This is a genomic window from Paenarthrobacter sp. 22069 (assembly GCF_052046035.1).
In the GTDB taxonomy this organism is placed as follows: Bacteria; Actinomycetota; Actinomycetes; order Actinomycetales; family Micrococcaceae; genus Arthrobacter.
In genome coordinates, this window is sequence record NZ_JBQEQF010000002.1 from 139,667 (window position 1) to 162,477 (window position 22,811).

General features: G+C 65.0%; 24 protein-coding genes. 4 read left to right on the forward strand and 20 right to left on the reverse strand.

Annotated features, from left to right (window positions below):
* The first annotated feature begins 161 nt into the window (after positions 1–161).
* Entirely contained in the window at positions 162–1,475 is a 1,314-nt protein-coding gene (locus tag ACTJK0_RS02135; RefSeq protein WP_110541026.1) for an AI-2E family transporter, read from the forward strand.
* Between the two features lie 82 nt (positions 1,476–1,557).
* Here the strand turns inward: ACTJK0_RS02135 and ACTJK0_RS02140 are convergent, their stop codons facing one another.
* Together ACTJK0_RS02140 and ACTJK0_RS02145 are read right to left on the reverse strand one after the other, a co-directional pair.
* Entirely contained in the window at positions 1,558–2,349 is a 792-nt protein-coding gene (locus tag ACTJK0_RS02140) for an alpha/beta fold hydrolase (RefSeq protein ID WP_110541027.1), read from the reverse strand.
* A 77-nt stretch (positions 2,350–2,426) separates the two neighbouring features.
* Positions 2,427–2,780: a hypothetical protein gene (locus tag ACTJK0_RS02145; protein WP_043453387.1), complete on the reverse strand. Its 354-nt coding sequence runs from the start codon at positions 2,778–2,780 to the stop codon at positions 2,427–2,429.
* Positions 2,781–2,860: 80 nt separating this feature from the next.
* On the opposite strand from ACTJK0_RS02145, the gene nucS reads away from it, so the two are divergent.
* The gene (nucS, locus tag ACTJK0_RS02150) at positions 2,861–3,556 is read left to right on the forward strand and encodes an endonuclease NucS (protein WP_110541028.1); all 696 of its coding nucleotides are present in this window, start codon (positions 2,861–2,863) and stop codon (positions 3,554–3,556) included.
* 305 nt (positions 3,557–3,861) lie between these two features.
* Positions 3,862–4,065 carry a cold-shock protein gene (locus ACTJK0_RS02155; protein WP_003804766.1) on the forward strand — a complete coding sequence of 68 codons (204 nt, stop codon included), beginning with the start codon at positions 3,862–3,864 and terminating at the stop codon, positions 4,063–4,065.
* Positions 4,066–4,198: 133 nt separating this feature from the next.
* Here the strand turns inward: ACTJK0_RS02155 and ACTJK0_RS02160 are convergent, their stop codons facing one another.
* From ACTJK0_RS02160 to ACTJK0_RS02225, 14 genes are all read right to left on the reverse strand, one after another.
* The gene (locus ACTJK0_RS02160) at positions 4,199–6,862 is read right to left on the reverse strand and encodes a bifunctional lysylphosphatidylglycerol flippase/synthetase MprF (RefSeq protein ID WP_440744082.1); all 2,664 of its coding nucleotides are present in this window, start codon (positions 6,860–6,862) and stop codon (positions 4,199–4,201) included.
* On the reverse strand, positions 6,856–8,184 hold the full coding sequence (locus ACTJK0_RS02165; protein ID WP_440744083.1) for an alpha/beta hydrolase: 1,329 nt from the start codon (positions 8,182–8,184) through the stop codon (positions 6,856–6,858). Before ACTJK0_RS02165 ends, ACTJK0_RS02160 begins: the two co-directional genes overlap by 7 nt.
* 5 nt (positions 8,185–8,189) lie before the next feature.
* Positions 8,190–8,621: a DUF2550 domain-containing protein gene (locus tag ACTJK0_RS02170; protein ID WP_043453392.1), complete on the reverse strand. Its 432-nt coding sequence runs from the start codon at positions 8,619–8,621 to the stop codon at positions 8,190–8,192.
* Positions 8,622–8,631: 10 nt separating this feature from the next.
* Positions 8,632–8,916 carry a F0F1 ATP synthase subunit epsilon gene (locus tag ACTJK0_RS02175; RefSeq protein ID WP_018760117.1) on the reverse strand — a complete coding sequence of 95 codons (285 nt, stop codon included), beginning with the start codon at positions 8,914–8,916 and terminating at the stop codon, positions 8,632–8,634.
* Between the two features lies 1 nt (position 8,917).
* On the reverse strand, positions 8,918–10,372 hold the full coding sequence (gene atpD, locus ACTJK0_RS02180) for a F0F1 ATP synthase subunit beta (RefSeq protein ID WP_110541032.1): 1,455 nt from the start codon (positions 10,370–10,372) through the stop codon (positions 8,918–8,920).
* A gap of 82 nt (positions 10,373–10,454) precedes the next feature.
* Positions 10,455–11,345 carry a F0F1 ATP synthase subunit gamma gene (locus ACTJK0_RS02185; RefSeq protein ID WP_110541033.1) on the reverse strand — a complete coding sequence of 297 codons (891 nt, stop codon included), beginning with the start codon at positions 11,343–11,345 and terminating at the stop codon, positions 10,455–10,457.
* A 70-nt stretch (positions 11,346–11,415) separates the two neighbouring features.
* Complete coding sequence (atpA, locus tag ACTJK0_RS02190) at positions 11,416–13,053, reverse strand: F0F1 ATP synthase subunit alpha (RefSeq protein WP_141160059.1); 1,638 nt, start codon at positions 13,051–13,053, stop codon at positions 11,416–11,418.
* Positions 13,054–13,131: 78 nt separating this feature from the next.
* Positions 13,132–13,959, reverse strand: coding sequence for a F0F1 ATP synthase subunit delta (locus ACTJK0_RS02195; RefSeq protein ID WP_110541035.1), 828 nt, complete (start codon positions 13,957–13,959; stop codon positions 13,132–13,134).
* The gene (locus ACTJK0_RS02200; protein ID WP_043453401.1) at positions 13,959–14,510 is read right to left on the reverse strand and encodes a F0F1 ATP synthase subunit B; all 552 of its coding nucleotides are present in this window, start codon (positions 14,508–14,510) and stop codon (positions 13,959–13,961) included. Before ACTJK0_RS02200 ends, ACTJK0_RS02195 begins: the two co-directional genes overlap by 1 nt.
* A 54-nt stretch (positions 14,511–14,564) precedes the next feature.
* Positions 14,565–14,783 (reverse strand): ATP synthase F0 subunit C, encoded by a 219-nt coding sequence (atpE, locus tag ACTJK0_RS02205; protein ID WP_003804776.1) that lies wholly within the window; start codon positions 14,781–14,783, stop codon positions 14,565–14,567.
* A 109-nt stretch (positions 14,784–14,892) separates the two neighbouring features.
* The gene (atpB, locus tag ACTJK0_RS02210) at positions 14,893–15,693 is read right to left on the reverse strand and encodes a F0F1 ATP synthase subunit A (RefSeq protein WP_110541036.1); all 801 of its coding nucleotides are present in this window, start codon (positions 15,691–15,693) and stop codon (positions 14,893–14,895) included.
* Positions 15,694–15,774: 81 nt separating this feature from the next.
* On the reverse strand, positions 15,775–16,113 hold the full coding sequence (locus ACTJK0_RS02215; protein ID WP_110541037.1) for an AtpZ/AtpI family protein: 339 nt from the start codon (positions 16,111–16,113) through the stop codon (positions 15,775–15,777).
* Positions 16,106–16,588: a hypothetical protein gene (locus tag ACTJK0_RS02220; RefSeq protein ID WP_440744084.1), complete on the reverse strand. Its 483-nt coding sequence runs from the start codon at positions 16,586–16,588 to the stop codon at positions 16,106–16,108. Before ACTJK0_RS02220 ends, ACTJK0_RS02215 begins: the two co-directional genes overlap by 8 nt.
* A 112-nt stretch (positions 16,589–16,700) precedes the next feature.
* A complete protein-coding gene (locus ACTJK0_RS02225; RefSeq protein WP_110541039.1) occupies positions 16,701–17,813 on the reverse strand; it encodes an MraY family glycosyltransferase in 1,113 nt (370 codons plus the stop codon).
* A gap of 275 nt (positions 17,814–18,088) precedes the next feature.
* Between ACTJK0_RS02225 and ACTJK0_RS02230 the strand changes: the two genes are divergently transcribed.
* Entirely contained in the window at positions 18,089–18,985 is an 897-nt protein-coding gene (locus tag ACTJK0_RS02230; RefSeq protein ID WP_110541040.1) for a glycosyltransferase, read from the forward strand.
* A 55-nt stretch (positions 18,986–19,040) separates the two neighbouring features.
* Here ACTJK0_RS02230 and ACTJK0_RS02235 read toward each other — a convergent pair whose 3' ends face one another.
* Genes ACTJK0_RS02235 through prfA form a run of 4 tightly spaced genes read right to left on the reverse strand, consistent with a single transcriptional unit; the run spans position 19,041 to position 22,606 of the window.
* Positions 19,041–19,799, reverse strand: a complete 759-nt coding sequence (locus tag ACTJK0_RS02235) for a WecB/TagA/CpsF family glycosyltransferase (protein WP_440744085.1) — start codon at positions 19,797–19,799, stop codon at positions 19,041–19,043.
* Positions 19,799–20,623: an L-threonylcarbamoyladenylate synthase gene (locus ACTJK0_RS02240; RefSeq protein WP_440744086.1), complete on the reverse strand. Its 825-nt coding sequence runs from the start codon at positions 20,621–20,623 to the stop codon at positions 19,799–19,801. Before ACTJK0_RS02240 ends, ACTJK0_RS02235 begins: the two co-directional genes overlap by 1 nt.
* Positions 20,620–21,519 (reverse strand): peptide chain release factor N(5)-glutamine methyltransferase, encoded by a 900-nt coding sequence (gene prmC, locus ACTJK0_RS02245; protein ID WP_440744087.1) that lies wholly within the window; start codon positions 21,517–21,519, stop codon positions 20,620–20,622. Before prmC ends, ACTJK0_RS02240 begins: the two co-directional genes overlap by 4 nt.
* 13 nt (positions 21,520–21,532) lie before the next feature.
* A complete protein-coding gene (gene prfA, locus ACTJK0_RS02250; protein WP_110541044.1) occupies positions 21,533–22,606 on the reverse strand; it encodes a peptide chain release factor 1 in 1,074 nt (357 codons plus the stop codon).
* Positions 22,607–22,811: the final 205 nt, after the last annotated feature.

Genomic DNA, 22,811 nt, shown 5'->3' on the forward strand with positions numbered 1-22,811 from the left:
TTTGTTACCACAGGGCCCTTTGGGGCTGTCCCGGCCCCGGGTTCACGCACCCCTGACGGCCGCCTTCGGCGTCTGCTGACAAGCCTGCTGATAGTGTTTGCGATGATCATCACACCGGCCCGCGCAAGCGGTGCCACGCACGGAACAGGCCGCAAAAACACGTGACAGACAAGACGGACCCGTCCTCGGCCCATGCCGGAAATTCCCGGGATCCCAAGGGCCCTGTTCCCGCTCCCGTGCCGCCGCTGGGGATGGCGGCCCGGCGCAGGGGCACCGCCACTGCTGCCCTCGCCGAAGTGGTCCGCCGGCTGCGCCAGCCCCTGCCCGGTGCGCAGCCCAGGCTGCGGTTCGAAATGCCGCCGGAGTACACCGGACAGGCCTCGGATTCGGACCTCACCGGTGACGACGAGCCGCAGTTCGGCCACCCCGGGCCGCGGATGTCGCCGCAGCATCCGCTCTACATGGGGTTCATGGGGACCGTCGGTGTCGGGCTGGCCCTGCTGGTCTACTGGATCGGCTCACACACCACGCAGCTGCTGTTGTGGATCGTCGCTGCGCTGTTCATCGCCCTGGGCCTGGAGCCGGTGGTGGGCTGGCTGGAGAACCGGAAGATCCCGCGGCCCGCCGGCATCCTGGTGTCCGTGGCTGTCCTGATGGGCGCCGTCGTCGGCTTCTTTGCCACCCTCATCCCCACGATCGTGGAACAGGTGTCGGAAATCGTGCGGCAGGCCCCCGACTGGGTCCGCAGCTTCATGGCTTCGGACTTCTTCCGCAGCCTCGATGACCAGTTCGGCATCCGCGACCGCATCACCGAGGAACTCGACAAGTTCGTCAATGACCCGGCGGCCGTCGGGGGCATTTTCGGCGGTGTCGTGGGCTTCGGATCCACGGTGGCGAACGGACTCTTCGGCACCCTGATCGTGCTGGTGCTGAGCCTGTACTTCCTGGCCGCCCTGCCGGCCATGAAGAAATGGGGCTACCGGCTGGCTCCGCGCTCCCGCCGCAAGCGGGTGGCTGCCCTTTCGGAGGAAATCACCCGTTCCGTTGGCAACTACGTCATTGGCCAGGCCTGCGTGGCGCTGCTCAATGCCACTTTCGCCTTCGTGGTGATGTCCATCGTGGGCATCCCGTTTGCCTTGCTCCTGGCCTTCGTGGTGGTCCTGCTGGCCTTCATCCCGCTGGTGGGCGGCATGATCGCCGGCATCGTCGTGATCCTGGTGTCCCTCACCCAGGGCTGGCAGTCAGCTGCCATCTACGCGGTCTGCTACTTCGCCTACCTGCAGTTCGAGGCCTACTTCGTCTCGCCCCGCATCATGCAGAAGGCGGTTGCCGTGCCCGGCGCGGTCGCCGTAATCTCCGTGATTGCCGGCGGCAGCCTGCTGGGCGTGCTCGGCGCCCTGATCGCCATCCCCACCGCGGCGGCCGTCCTGCTCCTGCTCCGCGAAATCTACATCGTCCGCCAGGACCAGCACTAAGCACTTCCCGCGTCCCGTCCGGCGGCCAGTCCCGTTCCGCAGCCGGTCGTCTTCTGCAGCCGGTCGCGTTCTGCAGCCGTCCCTACGCGCCGGCTGTTGCTGCCGGTCCGTCCCATTCCTGCGGCAGCCGCGCCTGGCCGGGACTTACCTGCGCCACGATGTCGTTGAGGACCCGCGCCGCGTACTTCTCCCCCACCCAGAGGTGCTTCGCGCCGGCAACGCCCACCACGCGGGCCTGCGGCACCAGGCTGAAGCGTTCGGCTGCTTCAGCCGGCTGCAGGAAGTCATCGTGCTCGGGCACCAGGACGGTGAGGGGCTTGCCCGATTCCGCCCACAGCTGCAGGTGCTTGTCCGTGGCGCGGTGCAGCGGAGGCGAGAGCAGCACCGCCCCTTCGATCTGCGACGCCACCGGTTCCACGGCGCCGTACATCAGGGCCAGCTCCGTCCCGAAGGACCAGCCGACCAGCCAGCGGTTGGGAAGGCCGCGCGCGACGGCGAAACGGACCGCCGCCTCCACGTCATACTGTTCGCCGATCCCTTCCTCGAAGCTTCCGCTGCTGGTGCCCCGAGGGGAGGCCGTGCCGCGGGTGTTGAAGCGCAGCACAGCGATGCCCGCCAGCGCCGGCAGGCGGTAGGAGGCTTTGCGGTAGACATGCGAGTCCATGAAGCCGCCGTGGGTGGGCAGCGGGTGGAGCGTGATCAGGGTGGCCTTGACCGGACCGGATTCAGGCAGCGCCAGCTCCCCGACCAGTGTGTGGCCGTCCTCTGTCTGCAGCTCAATATTTTCGCGCCGGGCAGGCAGCACCGTGGAGGCGCGGATGGGAGCAGGGCCCCGGGTTGGGCTGAATTCGTACGACGCCGGATCAAAAGTCATGCCTGCCAGCTTAGCGACAGCAGGCGGTTTCTTCCGCGGCCAAGGGTTTGCGGTGCGGCACCCAGCGAAAGGGACAGTCAGCGGTAGCGGTAGCTGCGCGTCAGCCAGCAGTTGGTGTGCCAGTGGCGCCGTTCGGCAAGCCCGGCGGCTGCGCCGAAGAGGTGGTCGTCCTTCCAAACCACCAAGTGAGCAACCCCCGGCAGCACGGCTGTGGAGCATTCCGGGCAGATGTACGTTTTCTCCGCGTTCCTGGCGGTCATGGTGCGGACCATCCACTCGCCATCGGGAGCACTCTCCCTGCGGGCAATACCGGCCCGGGCACGCTCCAGGTCCAGCTCCGGAACGTCTCCGTTCCGCTTCCGCCCTGCGCCCTTGCCGGAGACAGGACCTTTGCCTGACACGGGACGGCGGGGACGGTTGGAACGCGGCATGTATCCATTCTGCCCCAGCGCCGCCGTCCACCCCGCCGTCGGGAACGGCCGGTGCGGGCCCACGCGGTAGTCTGTACGGCGTGCGACTTGTCATAGCCCATTGCTCCGTTGATTACGTTGGCCGGCTCAAAGCCCATCTCCCCCTCGCCAAGCGCCTCCTGCTGGTCAAGGCGGACGGTTCCGTGCTGGTGCACTCCGACGGCGGCTCCTACAAGCCGCTGAACTGGATGAGCCCGCCCGCCTCGCTCCGGGTTTCGTCCCCCGACGACGTGGACCTCGAACTCGGGGTGGTGGAACAGTGGACCGTACAGTCAGCCAAGACCGATGACCGGCTCATCATCAACATCCACGAAAAGATCAGTGATTCCTCCCACGAGCTCGGCATGGATCCGGGACTGATCAAGGACGGGGTGGAGGCTGACCTGCAGCGGCTCCTGGCCGAACAGATCGAAACGCTGGGCCAGGGGTATTCCCTGATCAGGCGCGAATACTTCACCGCAATCGGCCCCGTGGACATCCTGGCCCGGGACGCGGACGGCGCCACAGTGGCCATCGAACTCAAGCGCCGGGGGGACATCGACGGCGTGGAACAGCTGACCCGGTACCTGGAACTGCTCAACCGCGACCCCCTGCTGGCGCCGGTCCGCGGCATCTTTGCGGCGCAGCAGATCAAGCCGCAGGCAAAGGTGCTGGCCAACGACCGGGGCATCGACTGTGTGACCCTGGACTACGACGCCATGCGCGGGGTCGATGACAGTGAATCCCGGCTCTTCTAATTCCTCTGCCGTTGCTTAAGGCACCTAATTGACGCGCGGTGAGGAAGGGTTATCGGTCACCCCGTTTTAACCCAATTTTTATCCTTTTTGCAGCGCAAGCCGTTGACCTGCGGGAACGGGCATGAAATTCTTATCTCAGTCTTTGTGTAGGTGTTTTTCATGCTCGCAAGACATGTTGCGAGCGCGAAGCTCCTGCAGCGCCGGACCCCTCACCGGGCAAGGCAAGCCAGGATTCTTCTCGCGGAGTGACCAAGGCCGGCACGAGGTGTGCCGGTCTTAAAAAGTTCCATAATGAGGAGAAATAAATGGCACAGGGAACCGTCAAGTGGTTCAACGCTGAAAAGGGCTTCGGCTTCATCACCCCGGACGACTCGGATGGCGATGTCTTCGTTCACTACTCCGAGATCCAGACCGGCGGCTTCAAGACCCTCGACGAGAACCAGCGCGTTCAGTTCGAAATCGGCCAGGGCGCCAAGGGCCCCCAGGCCACCGGCGTCACCGTCGTCTAGTTTCCCGCCCGGCCGCTGAATGCGGCTGTCGGCAAAACAATGGTCCCCGGCATAATTGCCGGGGACCATTGTTTTGCCGTAATTATTGCAGCGGAAATACCAGTTTCAGCACACGGCTTTTTCCGGTGCCTGTTCAGCTGACCAGCTTGCGGACCAGCCGTGCGCCCTGTGCCAGCGAGAGGCCGGGGAGATACGCACGGGTCAGTGCCCTGCCGATGGCCGGGAGGTGCAGCGGGTCCTGGTAGTACAGGTACAGCGCACGGTATTCGGGCTTGAAGCGGGACTTGAATGCCGCCAGGGAGCGGAAGCCATACACGGGCTCCAGCGCGTGGCCCACGAGGTCCAGGATCCGCACGAGGTTCTGCGCGCCCTCGTCTGCGGCCTCCGCGTTGTCCCCGACTCCGCTTTCCATGCCGTCACCGGGGCCGGCGTCCCCCGTGTCTGCGGAGCTGGTGCCGGAGGTGCCGCTGCTGCCGCCCCCGTCCCGGGCTGCCTGGTCCGGACGGGGGGCCTGGTCCGGACGGGCGGCCAGCGGCGAACCGGAAAGGGAGATCACGTCGACGGAGTCACGCAGTTCCAGGACAGCCGATGCGATGAGGAACTCCATCACCCCCGGGAACCCCTCACTGCCCCGGCGCATGACGTCCAGCGTCCGGCTGACCAGCCGGCCGCCGTCGTACACCGGAAGCCAGCTGGTGACGCCGTGCACCGTTCCGTGGCCGTCCACGGCAAGGCAGCACAGGACTTCCCCGTCGTCGAGCTCGTCCACTCCCCCGAGCGTGAAACCCATTTCAGGAACGGACTTGCCGGCCGCCCACTCCTCAGACACCTCGTTCAGCCGTGACCTCAGGGCCGCCGGCAGCGAATGGTACGGTCCCCACACGGCGTGGACCCCCAGTTTGGCCGCCCGGTTCAGGGCGGTCCTGACGTTCTGCCACTCCTTGCCTTTGAACTCAAGCTCGTTCAGGGCCAGGCGGGTTTCCTGGGCGACCGCCACCCGCGAAAAGCCCCGGTCCTTCAGCATGGGCCAGATGGCGTCATCGCATGAATACAGTGCGGGGATCAAAGCGTGGCTGCGGCAATAATCAAGGAACCCTTCTGTGACGCGCTGCTCGGCCCCACGGTCACCGAAAGCGCCGCCAAGGGTCAGCGCCACCGTGCCGTGCTGCTGGAAGGCCATGCCCCCTGCCCCATCCGGGCTGAACCAGTACGTGTTGGGCTCCCACAATGCCATCCAGGACAGCGGGCCCCCGCCCTGGTGGAGCAGCCCCCGGGCGCGGTCCCGGTCCTGCCTGCCAAAGTGGAGTCCATGGCGGCGGCCCAACAGCACCCACAGCACCGCGCCAAGGGCGACAAGCCAGAACACCGGGCCCGAGTAGGCAAAAAGCAGTGCCTCGGCGCTGTCGGACTCCGGGAACACCCGGCGGAGATGCTGCGGAATGGGAACCGGAACATACTGCCGGGCCAGCTCGGCAAACAGGCCCAGCACGCCGCCGTCGCGGGACAATCCGCCTGACCAGAACCAGGCCACGGTGTAGGAACTGGACAGGACAAGCCACGTGCCGCAGACCACGGTGGCGAGCTTCCGCCGGGCGCCGGGGCGGGTCTGCACGCGGAACTGGCGGCGGTTAAGCCAGAGGACCACTGCCAGCAGCAGGGGAACTATCACGAGTGGCAGCACGTGGGCGAAGGCGGACGACATCGGTGTGGCGTGAGTGCCCTGCAGCCGTGAAGGAACGAGGGCGAACAGGGTCAGGTAGACCGCCGCAAGAGCCGTCACGGCCAGTTGGATGGCGAGGGCGATGTTGAGGGCCAGCCGGCGGCCGCGGCGCATGCCGTCCGCACAGATCAGCAGCAGGATGACAGGCACCACCGCCAGGGCAAGGCCGAAGGGTCCGGCAAAACCCGCGCGGCCCGTCTCCAGGCAGGAGGCATCCACGGTAGCTCCGCAGTTGAATACGAGTTGGTTCAGTGTGGGCATGGGACTGAGCACCACGTCGCGCAGCAGGGCCAGCGGGCCGGTCGGCGCCCGGGTGATCCCGGTCAGGATGGGTCCTACAGCAAAGACCGCAACGGTGAGCGCCAGCAGGTTCCTGGTCTCGCGGCCCGTGGACCTGTGCCGGTGGAGGCGTCCCTGGTCACCCTGGATCCACCAGCCCGCCAGGAGGCCAAGGAGCGCCCCAATGAGGCCAATGACCGTTTCCGCGTGGCCGACGTACAGGACCAGGAGGATCGAGACGGACAGCACGGTGGTGCGGAGCCGCCGCTGCCACAGCAGCGGGATGCGGGCGCTGGCGGCCAGTCCTGCGGTGAGCACCGGGGCGTAAGGGCCGATGAGGCTGTCATCGGCCATGGTGTCCAGCCAGCCGTCGCCAACGTAGCCGGCCAGTTGGGTCACCAGCAGGAACACCGTAACCGCCGCGAACTGCCCGCCAAAGAAGAGTCCGACGGCGGCGCGGCGTCCCAGCCTGCGCTCTGCCAGGCCGAGCAGCAGCACGATCATGAGCGACGCGGCGAGGTACGCGAGCGGGTTGGTGGCGAAGAAGAGGCTGGTGAAAAGTGACCACCACAGGCCGTCACGCAGGCCGGGCCCGCTGACCGAGGCGGTTCCCAGGAGCTGTTCCGGCGGTCCGTCCAGGAAGCTGCCGGTCAGGGCTGCGGCCCCGAGGAAGACGGCGAGGACGCCCAGGGTAAAGGGCATGGACTTGAGCGTGAGCATTGCCTGCTGCACCGCCGGTTTTCCGACGGCGGCCCACATCATCGCTCCGGTGCGCTCCGGGTTCCTGGTGCTCACCATTGGAGGCCCCACCGCGAGCCGAGGAACTGCAAGGCGTCCGGGAAACGCTTGGACGAGGTATCCCAGGAGTGCCCCGTATGCTCCACCTCGTGCGCCTGCACCGTGAAGCCTGCATTCTGCGCCGCGGCCGCCAGCGTATGGAGGTTGGCCACGAACTCCGGATCGCTTTGGCCGGCAGTCAGGTACATGCCGCTGGACTCGAACCGTTGGTGTTTCATGATCTCCAGTGGAGTCTGCTGGGTGAATTCTTCGGGGTGCCCGGGAAAGGCTGCGTCAATAGTCTTCTGCCGTTCCTTCGCGATGGCCGGTTCGGCTTCGCTGGAGAACGCCAGAACATCAGCGTAGACCTCCGGATGCCGGGTTCCCATCTGAACGGCACACGTGCCGCCGAAGGAGAAACCGCCCACCGCCCAGTGGCTGTGGTTGGTGTCCACAGCCAGCGTGGAGCCGATCCACTGCGGAACGTCCTCGGAAAGGTACGTGTCCGCTTTGGCGATCCTGCTGTCCATGCACATGGTGTTGGCCGACTGCGAGCCGTTCGGATCCGGGATGACCACCACGGGGGCAACTCCCCCGTGGGCGGCCGCAAAGGAATCCATGTGGCCGCGGATGGCACCGCCGGTGAGCCAGTCTGCAGGTCCACCCGGCTGGCCGGCCACCAGGACCAGGACCGGCAGGGCCGGCCGGTTGGCCGCGAAGTAGGCCGGCGGTAAGTAGATGTAGGCGTCCCGGACGTTCATCCCTGACTTCGTCCCGGGAATGGCTGCCTTGCGCAGGACGCCACCGTCCGGGAGTTCACCCGCAGGCTTCCAGCCCTGCAGTGCCACGCCGTCGGCTTCACCGGGATGCCGCGTAAGCTCCTGCTCGAGCACCGGGATCCGGGCAAGGGCCGTGCCCATCAGATCGCTGATGGATCTGTTGAGGCCGAAATAGGCGTTGATCTGGAGTGCCGAGAGCAGCACCACCAGCAGCGCTGCCATGATGCCGCTTCCGCGACCGCCCCAACTCGTCGCGGGCAGCCGGAACAAGGCAAGGAGGACAGCGGTGACACCCGGCAAGAACCACAGCAGCACCGGATTTGGCAGGTCTTCGGGGAACACTGTGAATACGTTGATGAGCAGCCAGTGCACCGTTCCCACCAGCGCACACGCCGCGGCTGCCGCGATGAGGATGCGGACAGACCAGGCCCGGGCCCGGTAGGCCGGGACCGGCGAAGCCCGCCAGGGCGGCACCAGGAGGAACGCTGCTCCGGCCACTCCCAAGACCAGGACGGTTCCGTACAGGGGTCCGTCCGTCAGCCGGATGTCTGAAATCCAGTCCACGCTGGCTAGCGCCAGGTCCCCACGCCGATGACAGGACCTGCCTCGAGCCAGGACGAAAGACCCGTGTAGGCGTCGAATTTCATGGCGAGGCGCAGATCCTGCCCTTCGTACCGGAGTTCGACGATGACGACGTCGGGCTGGACCTTAACGGCCTCCGCCTCCGTGGGTTTCCGGCGCCCGAGAAGTTCAAGCGAGCTGCGCTTGAACGTGTACTTGGGCCGGACACTCAGAGAGATCAGCCGGAACCATTCAAGGTCGTTGTCCTGATAACGACAAACCCCCATCTGCCAGCTGTTTCCAGCAACGCAAATGGAGGCGTCCACCGTGCCGAGGGCACGCCGCAGGTTGAAGCGGCGCACCCCCGAAAGGCACAGTGCAAAGATCAGCAATCCGAAGGCGATTGCCAGTGCGATGAACGGAATACCCGGTGCGTCCATCAAGGTCGTGCTAGCGGATCCCAGCGGTAGCCGAGCCGCCCAGCTGGGCGTTGTCGGCAACGATCACCACGCGGTTGTTGTCCACGGAGAAGAACCCGCCGTCGACATCCACCGCAATACGGTCCCCGGACACCGGCTGGATGGCCAGCTCACCCTCGGCCAGGATCGCCAGCAGGGGCGAGTGGCCGGGCAGGATTCCGATTTCACCATCGCTGGTGCGGGCCTTGACCATCTTGGCCGCTCCGGACCACACGAAGTGGTCCGCTGCGACAATCTCAACCTCAAGCTCAGCCATATTACTTGGTCTGTTCCTGGATCTTGGCCCACTGACGCTCAACGTCATCGAGGCCACCGACGTTGAAGAACGCCTGCTCCGCGATGTGGTCGAGTTCGCCGTCGCAGATGGCTGCGAAGCCTTCAACGGTGTCCTTGATGGAAACCGTGGAGCCCTCGACGCCGGTGAACTGCTTTGCGGTGTAGGTGTTCTGCGAGAGGAACTGCTGGATGCGGCGTGCACGCGACACGACGATCTTGTCTTCTTCGGAGAGTTCATCGACACCGAGGATGGCGATGATGTCCTGGAGTTCCTTGTTCTTCTGCAGGATCTGCTTCACGCGGACTGCCGTGTTGTAGTGGTCCTTGCCGATGTACTGGGGATCCAGGATGCGGGAGGTGGACGTCAGCGGGTCAACGGCCGGGTACAGACCACGGGAGGCGATTTCACGGGAAAGTTCCGTGGTCGCGTCGAGGTGTGCGAAGGTCGTGGCCGGAGCCGGGTCGGTGTAGTCATCTGCGGGGACGTAGATGGCCTGCATCGAGGTGATGGAGTGGCCCTTGGTGGAGGTGATGCGCTCCTGCAGGAGACCCATCTCATCTGCCAGGTTCGGCTGGTAGCCCACTGCGGACGGCATGCGGCCCAGCAGCGTGGAAACCTCGGAACCGGCCTGAGTGAAGCGGAAGATGTTGTCGATAAAGAGCAGCACGTCCTGGTTCTGCACATCGCGGAAGTACTCCGCCATGGTCAGTGCGGACAGGGCCACGCGAAGACGCGTTCCCGGCGGCTCGTCCATCTGGCCGAATACAAGGGCGGTGTCTTTGAGGACGCCTGCCTCTTCCATTTCAACCCAGAGGTCGTTGCCTTCACGGGTACGCTCGCCCACACCGGCGAAGACGGAGGTACCACCGAAGTTGCGGGCAACACGGGTGATCATTTCCTGGATCAGAACGGTCTTGCCCACGCCGGCGCCGCCGAAGAGGCCGATCTTTCCACCCTTGATGTAGGGGGTGAGGAGGTCGATGACCTTGATGCCGGTTTCGAGCATCTCGGTGGAACCTTCGAGCGAAGCGAAGCTGGGAGCCTTGCGGTGGATGGGCCAGCGTTCGCTGACATCCAGCTCGGACTCGGCAACGTCCAGGGGCTGGCCCAGCACGTTGAAGATGTGGCCCTTGACGCCGTCACCAACGGGCACGGAGATCGGGGCACCGGTGTCAATGACGCCGGTGCCGCGGACCAGGCCGTCGGTTGCCTGCAGCGAGATGGCGCGGATGAGGTTGTCGCCGAGGTGCAGCGCAACTTCGAAGGTAATGGTCTTGGTCTCACCGTTGAGAGTGATCTCGGTGGTGAGGGCATTATAGATCGACGGGATTGCGTCAGCCGGGAATTCGACGTCGACAACCGGGCCGATTACGCGCGCAATACGGCCGGTTGCACCGGACGTTGCGGCTACGTGTTCGGTAGCAGTGGCAGTCATCTCTCTCACTTCATTCAGTAGATGGCGTGGGGTTAAGTCTATCTGTGGTGGTGCTGGTTCCGCGGAACCGAGGGTCGGGAGGCTACGACGCGAGGGCGTCGGCACCTGCAACAATCTCGGAGAGCTCCTGCGTGATTTCGGCCTGGCGGGCCGTGTTGCGCAGGCGCGTGTACTTCTTGATCAGGTCCGTTGCGTTGTCGCCTGCGGACTTCATCGCCCGCTGGCGGGCTGCAAGCTCGGAAGCTGCCGCCTGCAACATGGCTGCGAAGATACGGGATTCGATGTAGCGCGGCAGCAGGGCGTCAAGGACACGCTCCGTTTCCGGCTCGAACTCGTACAGCGGCAGGAGCTCCGATTCGGAAGCAGCCTGTTCTTCCACTACTTCCAGCGGGAGCAGGCGGATGACCGTCGGCTCCTGGGTAACCATGGACTTGAAGCGGGTGTAGACAACGTGGATTTCGTCCACGCCGCCCTCCTCGAAGTCAGTTGCGAAATCTGACAGCAGCGCCTCGCCGATTTCACGGGCGGTGGCGAACTCTGGAGCGTCGGTTCCTCCGGTCCAGACCCGCGCATATTCGCGGTTCCGGAATTCGAAGTACGCCTGGGCCTTGCGGCCCACGAGGTAGGTCTTGACTTCCTTGCCTTCGTCGTGGAGCAGCTCGAAGAGACCTTCCGCCTGCTTGAGCACACCGGCGGAGTAGGAACCTGCCAGGCCACGGTCCGAGGTAATTACCAGGACGGCGGCACGGCGGATTTGCTCCGGCTCAGTGGTCAGCGGGTGGTCGATTTCGCTTTGGCTGGCGACAGCAGAAACGGCGCGCGTGATCGCGTTCGCGTAAGGCAGTGAAGCTGCTACGCGCGCACGGGCCTTCCCGATGCGCGAGGTAGCGATCAGTTCCATCGCCTTGAAGATCTTGCGCATCGACGTGGTCGAGCTGATCTTCTGGCGGTAGACCCGGATCTGGGCTCCCATACTTATCCTTTCCTAACATTCCGTAGCCGGGTGTGCCGGANTGGGGCCCGGCACACCCGGCGATGCGGAACTAGCGCTTCTGCTTGACGATCTTTTCCTGGTCGACTTCGCCCTCGGAGATAGCGTCATGCTCCTCGTGGCCGGCGCCTACCAGGTGGTTGTCACCCTCGCCGAAGAAGCCCTTCTTGAAGTCCACAATCGAGGACTTCAGAGCGGCAACGGTGTCATCGTCCAGTACGTTGGTCTGGGCCAGCGTGGTCAGGATCGAGGACTTGTGGCGGAGGTGCTCCAGGAACTCGGCTTCAAAGCGGCTGATGTCCTCGACGGGGACGTCATCCAGGTAACCGTTGGTGCCGGCCCAGATGGACACAACCTGGTCCTCGACCGGGAACGGAGAGTACTGGCCCTGCTTGAGCAGTTCCATCAGGCGGGCGCCACGGGTCAGCTGCTGGCGGGACGCTGCATCCAGGTCGGATGCGAACATCGCGAACGCCTGCATGTCGCGGTACTGGGCAAGGTCCAGCTTCAAGGTACCGGAGACCTTCTTCATGGACTTCACCTGGGCTGCACCGCCAACGCGGGACACCGAGACGCCCACGTCAACAGCGGGGCGCTGGTTGGCGTTGAAGAGGTCCGACTGCAGGAAGATCTGGCCGTCGGTGATGGAAATGACGTTGGTCGGGATGTAGGCGGACACGTCGTTCGCCTTGGTCTCGATCAACGGCAGGCCCGTCATGGAACCGGCACCGAGCTCGTCGGAGAGCTTGGCGCAACGCTCCAGAAGGCGGGAGTGCAGGTAGAAGACATCGCCCGGGTAAGCTTCGCGTCCGGGCGGGCGGCGGAGCAACAGCGACACGGCGCGGTATGCCTCGGCCTGCTTGGACAGGTCATCGAACACGATCAGGACGTGCTTGCCGCCGTACATCCAGTGCTGGCCAATGGCCGAGCCCGCGTACGGTGCCAGGTACTTGAAGCCTGCGGGGTCGGACGCGGGAGAGGCCACAATGGTGGTGTACTCCAGCGCGCCGTTGTCCTCGAGGGTCTGGCGGATGGCGGCGATGGTGGACGCCTTCTGGCCAATGGCGACGTAGATGCAGCGGACCTGCTTGGTGACATCGCCCGAAGCCCAGTTGGCCTTCTGGTTGATGATGGTGTCGATCGCGATGGCGGACTTGCCGGTCTGGCGGTCGCCGATGATCAGCTGGCGCTGGCCGCGGCCGATCGGGATCATCGCGTCGATGGCCTTGAGGCCGGTCTGCATCGGTTCGTGGACCGACTTGCGCTGGGTCACGCCGGGCGCCTGGAGTTCCAGGGCACGGGTGGTCTCAGCCTTGATCTCGCCCAGGTCGTCCATGGGCTGGCCCAGGGGGTCAACCACGCGGCCAAGGAAGGCGTCGCCAACCGGAACGGACAAGACCTGCCCGGTGCGGTGCACTTCCTGGCCTTCCTCGATGCCCTGGAAGTCACCGAGGATAATGACACCGATCTCGCGGACGTCAAGGTTCTGGGCCAGGCCCAGCGTGCCGTCTTCGAAGCGAAGAAGCTCGTTCGCCATGACCGAGGGAAGGCCCTCAACACGGGCGATGCCGTCACCTGCGGTCGTTACACGGCCAACCTCTACGCGCTCTGCGTTTCCGGGTTCGTAGGACGCCGCGAACTCGTTCAACGCATTACGGACGTCGTCGGCGTTGATGGTCAATTCGGCCATCTGCAGTCCCTGCTCTCCTGTTTGTGATCACCGCAAACGGTGACCGGGGTTTCTATCAGTTTGGTTGTGCTTGTCCGGCTAGCCGGCCAGCTGGCGTTGCAGCTCGCCCAGCCGGGTGATAACCGAGGCGTCCAGCACCTCGTCACCCACCTGGACGCGGATTCCGCCAATGAGCGACGGGTCAACGTTGAGGTTGACCTTCAGTTCCCGTCCGTACAGGGCATTCAGGCCCGCCTGGAGGCGTGCCAGCTGCGTCTGCGACAAGGGGCGGGTCACACTGACCGTTGCAATCCAGCGCTGCTGCCGCTTGGCCGCCAGCTCGGCGAACCGTTCAACAAGCCGCGTGGGCTTGATCCCGCGCGGCTCGGTGACGGCCTGCGTGATGAGGACTTTGGCTTCCTCACTGGCGCCCGGCACCAGCTTTTCGGCAAAGACAGCCTTGGCTGCGCCGCTTGCCTGCGGTTCGGACAGAGCACGTTGTACCTCGTGGCTGGAGGCAACAGCCTGGTTGAAGGAGAACAGATCGTTCTCCAGCTCTTCCAGGCCAGTGATTCCGGAGGCAGAAACGGCCGACTTGTTTTCAGCAACGGAAATGACCACCGTTGCGGCAAGAGTCTCGAGTGCATCGCCGATGTCACGCGCCGATGCCCAGCGTGAGCTGGCCAGTCCGCCCGCGATCTCAGCAGCATCAGCGGAGACTTTTCCGCCAACCAGCTGCCTGACCAGCGCCGACTTTTCGTCACCGCTGCGGGAGGGGTCAGTCAGGGCACGGCGCAAGCCAGCCGAGCTGTCCACCATTCCCAGAATTCCGAAGAGTTCCTTTGCCAGCTGCAGTGACGCCGTGGGAAGTTTTGCTTCCAGCGCGGCAAGGGCTGTTGCCAGCGATTCGCTCGATACGCCTGCCATTACTTAGCTGCACCTGCGTTCTGGGACTCCAGATCTGCCAGGAAGCGGTCCACAACCCGTGCTGCACGTGCGTCGTCGTCGAGGGCTTCGCCCACGATGCGGCCGGCAAGGGTGGTGGCCAGGGTGCCTACCTCGGAACGCAGCGACACAACGGCCGCCTGGCGCTCGGATTCGATCTGCGCGTGTGCCTGTGCGGTGATGCGGGCAGACTCGGCTGCCGCCTTCTCCTTGAGATCCGCAAGGATCTGGGCACCTTCGGCGCGGGCTTCCTCACGGATGCGGTTGGCTTCGGTGCGGGCGTCGGTCAGCTGCTGCTTGTACTCTTCGAGTGCAGCAGACGCCTCAGCCTGGGCCTTTTCAGCCTTGGCGATGCCGCCTTCAATGGCCTCGGCACGCTCGGCGAAGGTCTTCTCGAACATCGGGACAACGTACTTGACCACGATGAAGAAGAGGATGGCAAAGCCCACGAAGACAACCAGCATTTCCCAGCCATTGGGAACAAGGGGGTTGACGTCGCCTTCAGCGGCGGCTGAGATGATCAGCTGATGCATATTTCACCCGTCCTTATCTACTCGGTTCTGAATGTTCGCTGAAGTTCTGAAGATTTACTTGAGAACGAAAGCGAAGACCAGGCCCAGGATGGCGAGTGCTTCGGTCAGCGCCAGGCCAAGGAATGCGATCGGCTGCAGCACGCGCTGGGCTTCCGGCTGGCGTGCAACGCCGTTGATGTAGGCAGCGAACACGAGACCCACACCGATACCACCGCCGATAGCCGAGAGGCCATAGCCGATGAGGTTGAGGGAGCCGTTGATGGAGCCTTCCATTTTTTTTCCTTTCAAGATGCCACTTATGTGGCAGGTTGTTTGGGTTGCTTCATCCCCGCGAGGGGAAGTCTGTGGTTGCCGCCGGAGCGTCGCGCTGCCGGCAGCGTGCCTAGTGGCTGTCGGCGTGCAGGGCGCCTTCGATGTAGATCGCGGTCAGCAGCGTGAAGACGTAGGCCTGCAGGACCATGATCAGGGCTTCAAGCATGTACATGGCGATGGCACCGGCAAGGACCAGGACCGACGTTCCCTTGAGCAGGAAGTTCTCCTGCATGATCAGGTACTCGATGCCGGAACCGGCGATCATCACGATCAGGTGGCCGGCGAGCATGGTGGCGAACAGACGGAGGCTGTGCGTCACGGGCCGGACCACGAAGTTGGAGATGATCTCGATGGGGATGACGATCGGCAGGATGTACCACGGAACGCCCGAGGGGACGGTGGCCAGCTTGAAGTAGCGCAGGCCGTTCTTCTTGACGCCGATGGCAATCCAGGTGACGTACACGAGGCCGGCCAGCACGTACGCTCCACCCACGTGCGAGAACGTGGGGAGCTGGAAGACCGGGATGGCACCGTAGATGTTGTTGACCAGGATGAAGAAGAACAGGCTGAACAGCAGGGGGACGTACTTGATGAAGTCCCTGCCGCCGATGATGTCCTTGGCAATTCCGTTCCGGACGAAGCCGTAGGCGGCTTCGCCGGCGAACTGGAGCTTGCCGGGTACCAGCTGCTGCTTACGTGCGGCGAGCACGAAGAAGACTGCGATAAAGACGACAGAGAGGAGGACCAGCAGCATCTGCTTGGAGAATCCTTCTGCGGCACCCCACGGCAGGATTGCCGGCAAATGCATTTCGTTAATACCAGGAGGAGTGAACTCTCCTGAATCTTGGGCCGGGAGCGCAAGCGCGATCAACGCGTTTCCTCTCTGCAGTGTCCATCATTGGGCGTTGGGCGGGGTCCGGCAGCCTGACAGCCTGCTGTTCCCCCTGTGAAATTATTTGGCATTATCTTCTCCGTCAGGCGACGGTGCGCTGGGAGCATGGCGCTCATCAGCATGTTTGCGGGAACTGGTGAGGCCGTGCATGTGGGAAAGGTAGAAACCTCCGACGGCTCCAAGCAGAGCGCCTGCGAGCACAATCCAGCGCGTTCCCCACAGATAATCCAGTCCCCACCCTATCAAACTCCAGACGATGATTCCGCCAATGATGTAGCTGAATACAGCCATTCCAGCGTTGTAGCCGCCATCGGTCGATGCTGCGGAATCAGCGGATGCGGAGCCCTTGGATCCCCTTGCGCCGGATGCTGTTTCCTTGGTCTTCTTCGGGTCACGCATCGGATGCTCCCTTTTCTCCTGGATCGTTGTAGATCTGGAGGCGGGCTTTGCTGAATCCGTGGATCTCCGCTGCCTGCCACAGGACCACGGCAACAACGGCGCCGATGAGGAACCAGCGGCCGTGAAGCCATTCCGGAGCGCCAAGGGCGAACAGGATAACGGCAAAGCCGACAACCTTCACGAAGTAAGTGGCGACGAAAGCCCCAATGGCCCCTGAAGGATTCCGGCGCCCCACGAAGTGCCCCACGAGGAGGCTGATTCCGAAGAACAGCATGACCAGGAGCCCACCAAGCGCGGCGGACACCGCACCGCTTGCCCCGTTGAGGAGCACGGCGGGGATTGCGCAGAGCAGGAGACCTGCGGCAGCGGCGAGGGAACTGCGCTTGAGCAGGTGGAGCCAGAGTGACGGCGTGGGACCGGACGTGCCAACGGGTCGGTTGCCGGAGGCAGATCCGGACTCGGCGTTGGAGGTCATTCGATCCCAATCGTCGGCACCGCATGGCGGATCGCCAGGAGGCAGTGGGTGGAGTGGCAGCTTGGGCTGCCCCTAAATTCTACATGAGATAGAAATAATTCAGAACCCGCCCTTACGCCCGGCTTTCAGCGCCGTTGCGGGACAGGTACGGCCAGGCGGTCACCAGGCCCATGACCAAAGTGGCGAAGAGATCGACGGCGAGGACGATCTGCCACGGGAAGATGGCGAACGCCAGGCCGCCGAAGGAGAGCACCGCGGTCCAGAGGTACATCAGGATCACGGCGGTGCGGTGGGAGTAGCCAATATCCAGGAGCTTGTGGTGCAGGTGGCCCCTGTCGGCTGACCAGGGCGAACGTCCGCGGGCGGTCCTGCGGACCACCGCAAGTCCCAGGTCCAGCAGCGGAAGGAAGAGCACCGCAAACGGAAGCAGGATGGGGATCACGGTGGAGATGCCGTTGACGCGGTCGTAGAGGCCTGAGCTGATCTGTCCCGTAGACACCACGCCGGCCGATGCCATGAGGAGCCCGATGAGCATGGCGCCGGAGTCGCCCATGAAGATTTTTGACGGAAAGAAGTTGTGCGGCAGGAAGCCAAGGCAGCCGCCCACCAGCACGGCCGTGATGAGGGTTGCGAGGTCGGAGTAGTCGAGCAGGACGGCGTTCCGGTGCACCCAGTAGGCCGTGAAGAAGAAGGCCGTGCCGCCGATGACGGCCACACCTGCCGCCAGGCCATCCAAACCATCAATGAAATTGAAGGCGTTCATGGTGGTGACGATCAGCCCTGCCGTCAGGACGACCCGGAGCATTCCGTCCTGCAGATAGATGGGTTCGGGTACCCAGGGGACGATGGTCATATGGACCCCCCACATGGCCACGGTCAGCCCGGCAGCGCTTTGACCGATCAGCTTGACCCACCAGCGGATGTCCAGGAGGTCGTCTGCGACGCCCACCAGGACGATGACGGCGGCGCCGGCGAGGACGCCCCACGGTGAGAAGTTGTTGCGGTAGATGTCCTTGACGAAGAACGACTGGCTGGCGACGACCAGGGCCACCAGGACACCGAGGAAGATGGCCACGCCGCCGAGCCTTGAAACCGGGGTGGAATGCATGTCCCGGCTGCGGATGGGCAGGTGCAGCTCCAGCCTGGTGCCCACGACGCGGGCACCCCAGGTGGCGGCGTACGACACGATGGCAGCCGTCAGCCCCATGAGCAGGTACATGATCATGGGGCGGGGGCCATTTCAGGAGTGGTGGCGTGGAAGCGGATCAGCTGCGCCGGCAGCCGGTACGGGGTCGGTGGGCTCACTGGCCGGGAATCTGTTCGTCGATAAATGAAACTTCTCCGTCGCCGAGCGCGCAGCAGGCAGTGTTCGGTGCCTTACAGGGCTGTATTACAGTGGACTCTAGTCAAAGATACTAGTGCCACGGGCACCATGGCTCCGCGCCACACGGGCGCACTCCACGCGGGGGACCCCCTGGCGGCCATGCTGAAAGGACCCCCATGACCCCCCGCATTGCGGTTGCCGCGGTGACCTTCGACCGGCCCAGGGAACTCTCCGTCCTGCTTGACGCGATCAACGCGCAAAGCCGGCAGGTGGACACTGTTTGCCTCGTGGACAGCGGCACGACGCCGGCCCGGGCCGTGGCCGAAAAGCATCCGAACGTCGACTATGTCCGTTCGGAGGCAAACCTCGGCGGTGCCGGCGGATTCGCGCTGGCGGCCCTGAAGGCAGTGGCCAGTGGCGCGAAGTGGATCTGGATGATGGACGACGACGCCGAGCCGGTGGATCCCGAATGCCTTGCCACGCTGCTTCGCGAGGCCGAAGCGCGCGACCTGGAAGCCGTTGTTCCGCTGGTCACCGCACCCGGCGATCCGAACAGGCTGTCCTTCTTCTTCCGCCTTGACGGCAAAGTCACCCACGACCGGGCGGAGGTGGAGAAGCGGGGTTTCCTCCCCGACGACGGCCATTTCTTCAACGGTGCGCTGATCCGGTCGGACGTGTTCTTCAAGGTGGGCCTGCCGGACATGCGCCTGTTTATCCGGGGCGACGAGGTTGACTTCACCATCAGGCTCCGGAAGGCCGGGATCCGCTTTGGGACGGTGACCACCACGGCCATCACGCATCCGCACGCCTTCTCTGAAACCCAGCATGTTTACGGCGCACGCTGGCACGTCATCGTCCCGGATTCGGCCTTCAAGCGCCACTACTACTATCGGAACCGCGGCTACCTGATCCGGCGGTACTTCCGGGTGCGGTCTTTCGTGGCCGACGCCGGCGGCTACTTGGGCTACTTCCTGCAGCGCCGCGACGTCCCGGGCTTCCTGGCCTGGGCCCGTTCCTTCGGTGCCGGACTGCGGGGCAAGGGCTTCGGGCCACTGGAGGACCAGAAGTTCTAGGGGCGTTTCCGGGCAGCGGCCGGGCGGCGCACCTGCACCGTCCGGCCGTCGCCTTTCAGGGTTTGGTTTTTCGCCGGCGGGCGGCCAGGAGCCACAGCAGGACCCAGGGCTCGCCCAGCACGCGGTAAGCGACGCGGCGGGGATGCAGGAGCAGGCGCCAGGCCCACTCCAGTCCCATCCTGCCCAGCCAGCGCGGCGCAAGCTTCTGGACCCCCGCCAACTGCTCGATGGCACCGCCCACGGCACAGTAGACGGCTGGCGGCATGTCACTGAGCCTGCGCTGCAGCACTTGCTCCTGCAGAGGCATGCCGAGGCCAACCAGGACCAGCTGCGGCTGTTCGCGGTGCAGCCAGGCGACAGCCGAGTCCTCCATGGCGGGCCCCCAGCCCTCCCCCGGAAAGCCGGATACCCGGGCGCCCGGAACAATCTCCTTCAGTCTGCGGACCGCCCCGGCGTTCGCTTCCGCGCCAGCCCCGATCACGGCGATCCGCTCAAGGCCCCGCACCTGATCCAGTGCCGGCAGCCAGTCGGTGGAGCCTAACCGGTAGTCCATGACAGGACCGTCGGCGTTGCCGGTCCTCCCCCACAACCACAGCACCGGGGCCCCATCCAGGAGCACCACATCGCTTTCCTCGTACAGGCGCCGGAAGTCGGCGTCGGACAGGGTCAGCGTGACGCTGTGCAGGTTGTGGCCCAGGACGGTGCGCGTGGACCCTTCGGCCACGAAGGTGCTCAGCTCGGCAACCAGCTCGGAAACCCGCAGCGGAGTGGCATGGACGGCCAGGACAGGAATCTGCTGGCGCTCCAGCGCCATCAAGGCTGCTGGTTTCCGGCAGGCCCGGCCGGTTCTGCCTCTGTACCCGCCACGGCGGAGGAGCCTGACGAAGCTGGCCGCCCGGCGTCGTCCGTTGAATCCTCCGCAGCGCCCTCCGCAGCAGCCCCCGCCCCGGTGCCGGGCGCCTCTTCGGCCAATGGGATTTCGCCCAGGCCCAGGACGTCCGGGACGTGTGCGCGCAGCTCGTCCAGGCTCACGGCACCGTTGCGCACGACGCGGAGCCTGGGGCCGGTGGCGTCCACGATGGTTGACGGGACTCCGGCTTCACCCTCCAAGGGGCGCGGACCGCCTTCCAGGTAGATCTCCACGGATTCCGCCAACTGGTCGCGTGCCGCCGCGGCGGTCTGGGCGGGAGCCTGGCCGGTGCGGTTGGCGGAGGAAACAGCAAGCGGGCCGGTGAGGGTCAGCAGTTCCAGGGCGACGTCGTCAGCGGGCATCCGCAGCGCCACGGTGCCTTTGGTTTCGCCCAGGTCCCAGTCCAGCGACGGTTGGGCGTGCAGGATCAGGGTGAGGCCGCCGGGCCAGAAGGCCTCGGCCAGCTTGCGGGCATCGGCCGAGACCTCGGTAGCCAGGCCGTCCAGGGCGTTGATCCGGGGGATCAGGACCGGCGGGGGCATGGTGCGGCTGCGCCCCTTCGATACCAGGAGCATGGTCACGGCCTGGGGCGAAAACGCGTCCGCGCCGATGCCGTACACCGTATCCGTGGGGAGCACGACGCACTTCTTTTCGCTGATGACGCGCTGCGCGTGCTCCAGGCCCCGCGCCCGTTCGTCGTCAATGGTGCAGTCATAAGTTGTGGTCACTGGCTCATTCTTTCATTCCTCGAGGCCTGGTCTGCGAGTACGGCGCTGGTAGCGCGCTCCTTGCCGTTGAGGTCCAGGTGCGTTGTGATGGCCGTCCAGCGTCCCATCCTGGCCAGCATGGCCGCGATCCAGCCGGACTGGACTTCCGCGTGTTCCATGACGAAGTAGCCCCCGGGCCGCAGCAGCCGGGCGGCAGTGGCCGCTGCCGCCGTCGGAAGTTCCATGCCGTCCGCTCCCCCGCCGTACAGCGCTTCCGGGGGGTCGTGCAGCGCCACTTCGGGTTCATTGGGGATGGCCTCGGACGGGATGTACGGCGGGTTGGACACCACGACGTCGACTGTCCCGTCGAGTTCCGGGAAGGCGTGGCGCAGGTCCCCCAGGACAAGGTCGACGCCGAGGGGGGCAAGGTTCTTCGCCGCCCAGGCGTGCGCGAACGGGCTGAATTCGACCGCGTGGACCTCGGCGCCGGGAACCTCGGAGGCAAGGGACCCGGCAATGGCTCCGGATCCTGTGCCAAGGTCCACCATCCGCGGGGCGGACATGCCCCGGACGTGGTCGATGGCAAGCTGGACCACGGATTCGGTCTCCGGGCGCGGGATGAAGACCCCCGGCCCCACGGCCAGTTCGAGGTACCGGAAATGCGCAACCCCGGTGATGTGCTGCAGCGGTATGCGGCGCGCACGCTCGGCGACAAGCCCGGCGTATCCCTCAGGCGCCGGTGTGTCGCCCAGCATCAGCGAACGGAGCCGCCCCAGGCCGACGTTCATCAGATGGTCGGCGAGGAGTTCGGCGTCGGCCCGGGGGCTGGGGACGCCCGCCTCGGCCAGGAGCGCCGCGGCCTCCCGGACCGCTGCGGCCAGGGACTGGGCAGGCGCCTCGGGGGTGCGCTCGGTCATGGTACGCGTCCGGTCAGTCGCCGATGGCGTCCAGCCGCGCCTGTTCGTCCATTTCGATGGCGGACTGGATCACGGGTTCCAGGTCGCCGTTCATGACCTGGTCAAGGTTGTAGGCCTTGTATCCGGTGCGGTGGTCGGCGATGCGGTTTTCCGGGTAGTTGTAGGTGCGGATGCGCTCCGAGCGGTCCATGGTGCGGATCTGCGACTTGCGCTGGGCCGAGTTCTCGGCGTCGATCTGCTCCTGCTGGTGCGCCAGGATGCGGGCCCGCAGGACGCGCATGCCGGCCTCGCGGTTCTGCAGCTGCGACTTCTCGTTCTGCATGGCCACCACGATGCCCGTGGGAAGGTGTGTAATACGCACCGCGGAGTCGGTGGTGTTCACCGACTGGCCGCCCGGCCCCGAGGACCGGTAGACGTCGATCTTGAGATCGTTCTGGTTGATTTCGAGCTCTTCGGGCTCGTCCACTTCGGGCAGGACCAGCACACCGGCAGCAGAGGTGTGGATGCGCCCCTGGGATTCGGTCACGGGCACCCGCTGGACACGGTGCACGCCGCCCTCGAACTTGAGACGGGCGTAAACGCCCTCGGCGGGGTCATTGGAGTTGCCCTTGACGGCCACCTGGACGTCCTTGTAGCCGCCGAGGTCGGACTCGGTGGCGGAAATGATTTCAGTCTTCCAGCCGCGTGACTCCGCGTACCGGGTGTACATGCGCAGCAAGTCGCCGGCGAACAGGGCAGCCTCATCGCCGCCTTCACCGCCCTTGACTTCGAGGATCACGTTGCGGGCGTCGTCGGGATCGCGGGGAATCAGCAGGCGCCGCAGCTTGGCGGCAGCAACCTCCAGCGAAGCCTCCAGTTCCGGCACCTCGGCCGCGAACTCGGGATCCTCGGCAGCCATCTCCCTGGCAGCGGCAAGGTCGTCCCGGAGGCCTTCCCACTTGTGATAGGCCTCCACAATGCCATTAAGCTGAGCCGACCGCCGCCCCAGCTTCCGGGCAAGCCGCTGGTCAGCATAAACAGCAGGATCCCCCAGCTGCGCCTGGATAGCGTCATGCTCATCAAGCAGGCCCTGTACGGACTCAAACATCTATAAACCTCTTTCGACTTGTACAAGTCTAGTAACAAACAAAACCGGGACAGCGGCTGGTGACTTAACGACGAAGCCGCACGGATTTTTCCGCCCCGGGAGTGGCATCGGGCCTGCCGGAGCTGGGAGGCTGACGATCGAAGATCGAAAGCCTCCCAGCGTAGGGGCGGGGGCGGAAAAATCCGTGCGACTTCAGCATCGGGGC

Bases quoted from the DNA above. Each gene is read 5' to 3' on its own strand.
- ACTJK0_RS02140 (WP_110541027.1), bottom strand. From the start codon at position 2,349: ATGACTTTTGATCCGGCGTCGTACGAATTCAGCCCAACCCGGGGCCCT.
- ACTJK0_RS02145 (WP_043453387.1), bottom strand. From the start codon at position 2,780: ATGCCGCGTTCCAACCGTCCCCGCCGTCCCGTGTCAGGCAAAGGTCCT.
- ACTJK0_RS02155 (WP_003804766.1), top strand. From the start codon at position 3,862: ATGGCACAGGGAACCGTCAAGTGGTTCAACGCTGAAAAGGGCTTCGGC.
- ACTJK0_RS02160 (WP_440744082.1), bottom strand. From the start codon at position 6,862: ATGGTGAGCACCAGGAACCCGGAGCGCACCGGAGCGATGATGTGGGCC.
- ACTJK0_RS02170 (WP_043453392.1), bottom strand. From the start codon at position 8,621: ATGGACGCACCGGGTATTCCGTTCATCGCACTGGCAATCGCCTTCGGA.
- ACTJK0_RS02175 (WP_018760117.1), bottom strand. From the start codon at position 8,916: ATGGCTGAGCTTGAGGTTGAGATTGTCGCAGCGGACCACTTCGTGTGG.
- atpD (WP_110541032.1), bottom strand. From the start codon at position 10,372: ATGACTGCCACTGCTACCGAACACGTAGCCGCAACGTCCGGTGCAACC.
- ACTJK0_RS02185 (WP_110541033.1), bottom strand. From the start codon at position 11,345: ATGGGAGCCCAGATCCGGGTCTACCGCCAGAAGATCAGCTCGACCACG.
- atpA (WP_141160059.1), bottom strand. From the start codon at position 13,053: ATGGCCGAATTGACCATCAACGCCGACGACGTCCGTAATGCGTTGAAC.
- ACTJK0_RS02195 (WP_110541035.1), bottom strand. From the start codon at position 13,959: ATGGCAGGCGTATCGAGCGAATCGCTGGCAACAGCCCTTGCCGCGCTG.
- ACTJK0_RS02200 (WP_043453401.1), bottom strand. From the start codon at position 14,510: ATGCATCAGCTGATCATCTCAGCCGCCGCTGAAGGCGACGTCAACCCC.
- atpE (WP_003804776.1), bottom strand. From the start codon at position 14,783: ATGGAAGGCTCCATCAACGGCTCCCTCAACCTCATCGGCTATGGCCTC.
- ACTJK0_RS02215 (WP_110541037.1), bottom strand. From the start codon at position 16,113: ATGCGTGACCCGAAGAAGACCAAGGAAACAGCATCCGGCGCAAGGGGA.
- ACTJK0_RS02220 (WP_440744084.1), bottom strand. From the start codon at position 16,588: ATGACCTCCAACGCCGAGTCCGGATCTGCCTCCGGCAACCGACCCGTT.
- ACTJK0_RS02225 (WP_110541039.1), bottom strand. From the start codon at position 17,813: ATGATCATGTACCTGCTCATGGGGCTGACGGCTGCCATCGTGTCGTAC.
- ACTJK0_RS02230 (WP_110541040.1), top strand. From the start codon at position 18,089: ATGACCCCCCGCATTGCGGTTGCCGCGGTGACCTTCGACCGGCCCAGG.
- ACTJK0_RS02235 (WP_440744085.1), bottom strand. From the start codon at position 19,799: ATGGCGCTGGAGCGCCAGCAGATTCCTGTCCTGGCCGTCCATGCCACT.
- prmC (WP_440744087.1), bottom strand. From the start codon at position 21,519: ATGACCGAGCGCACCCCCGAGGCGCCTGCCCAGTCCCTGGCCGCAGCG.
- prfA (WP_110541044.1), bottom strand. From the start codon at position 22,606: ATGTTTGAGTCCGTACAGGGCCTGCTTGATGAGCATGACGCTATCCAG.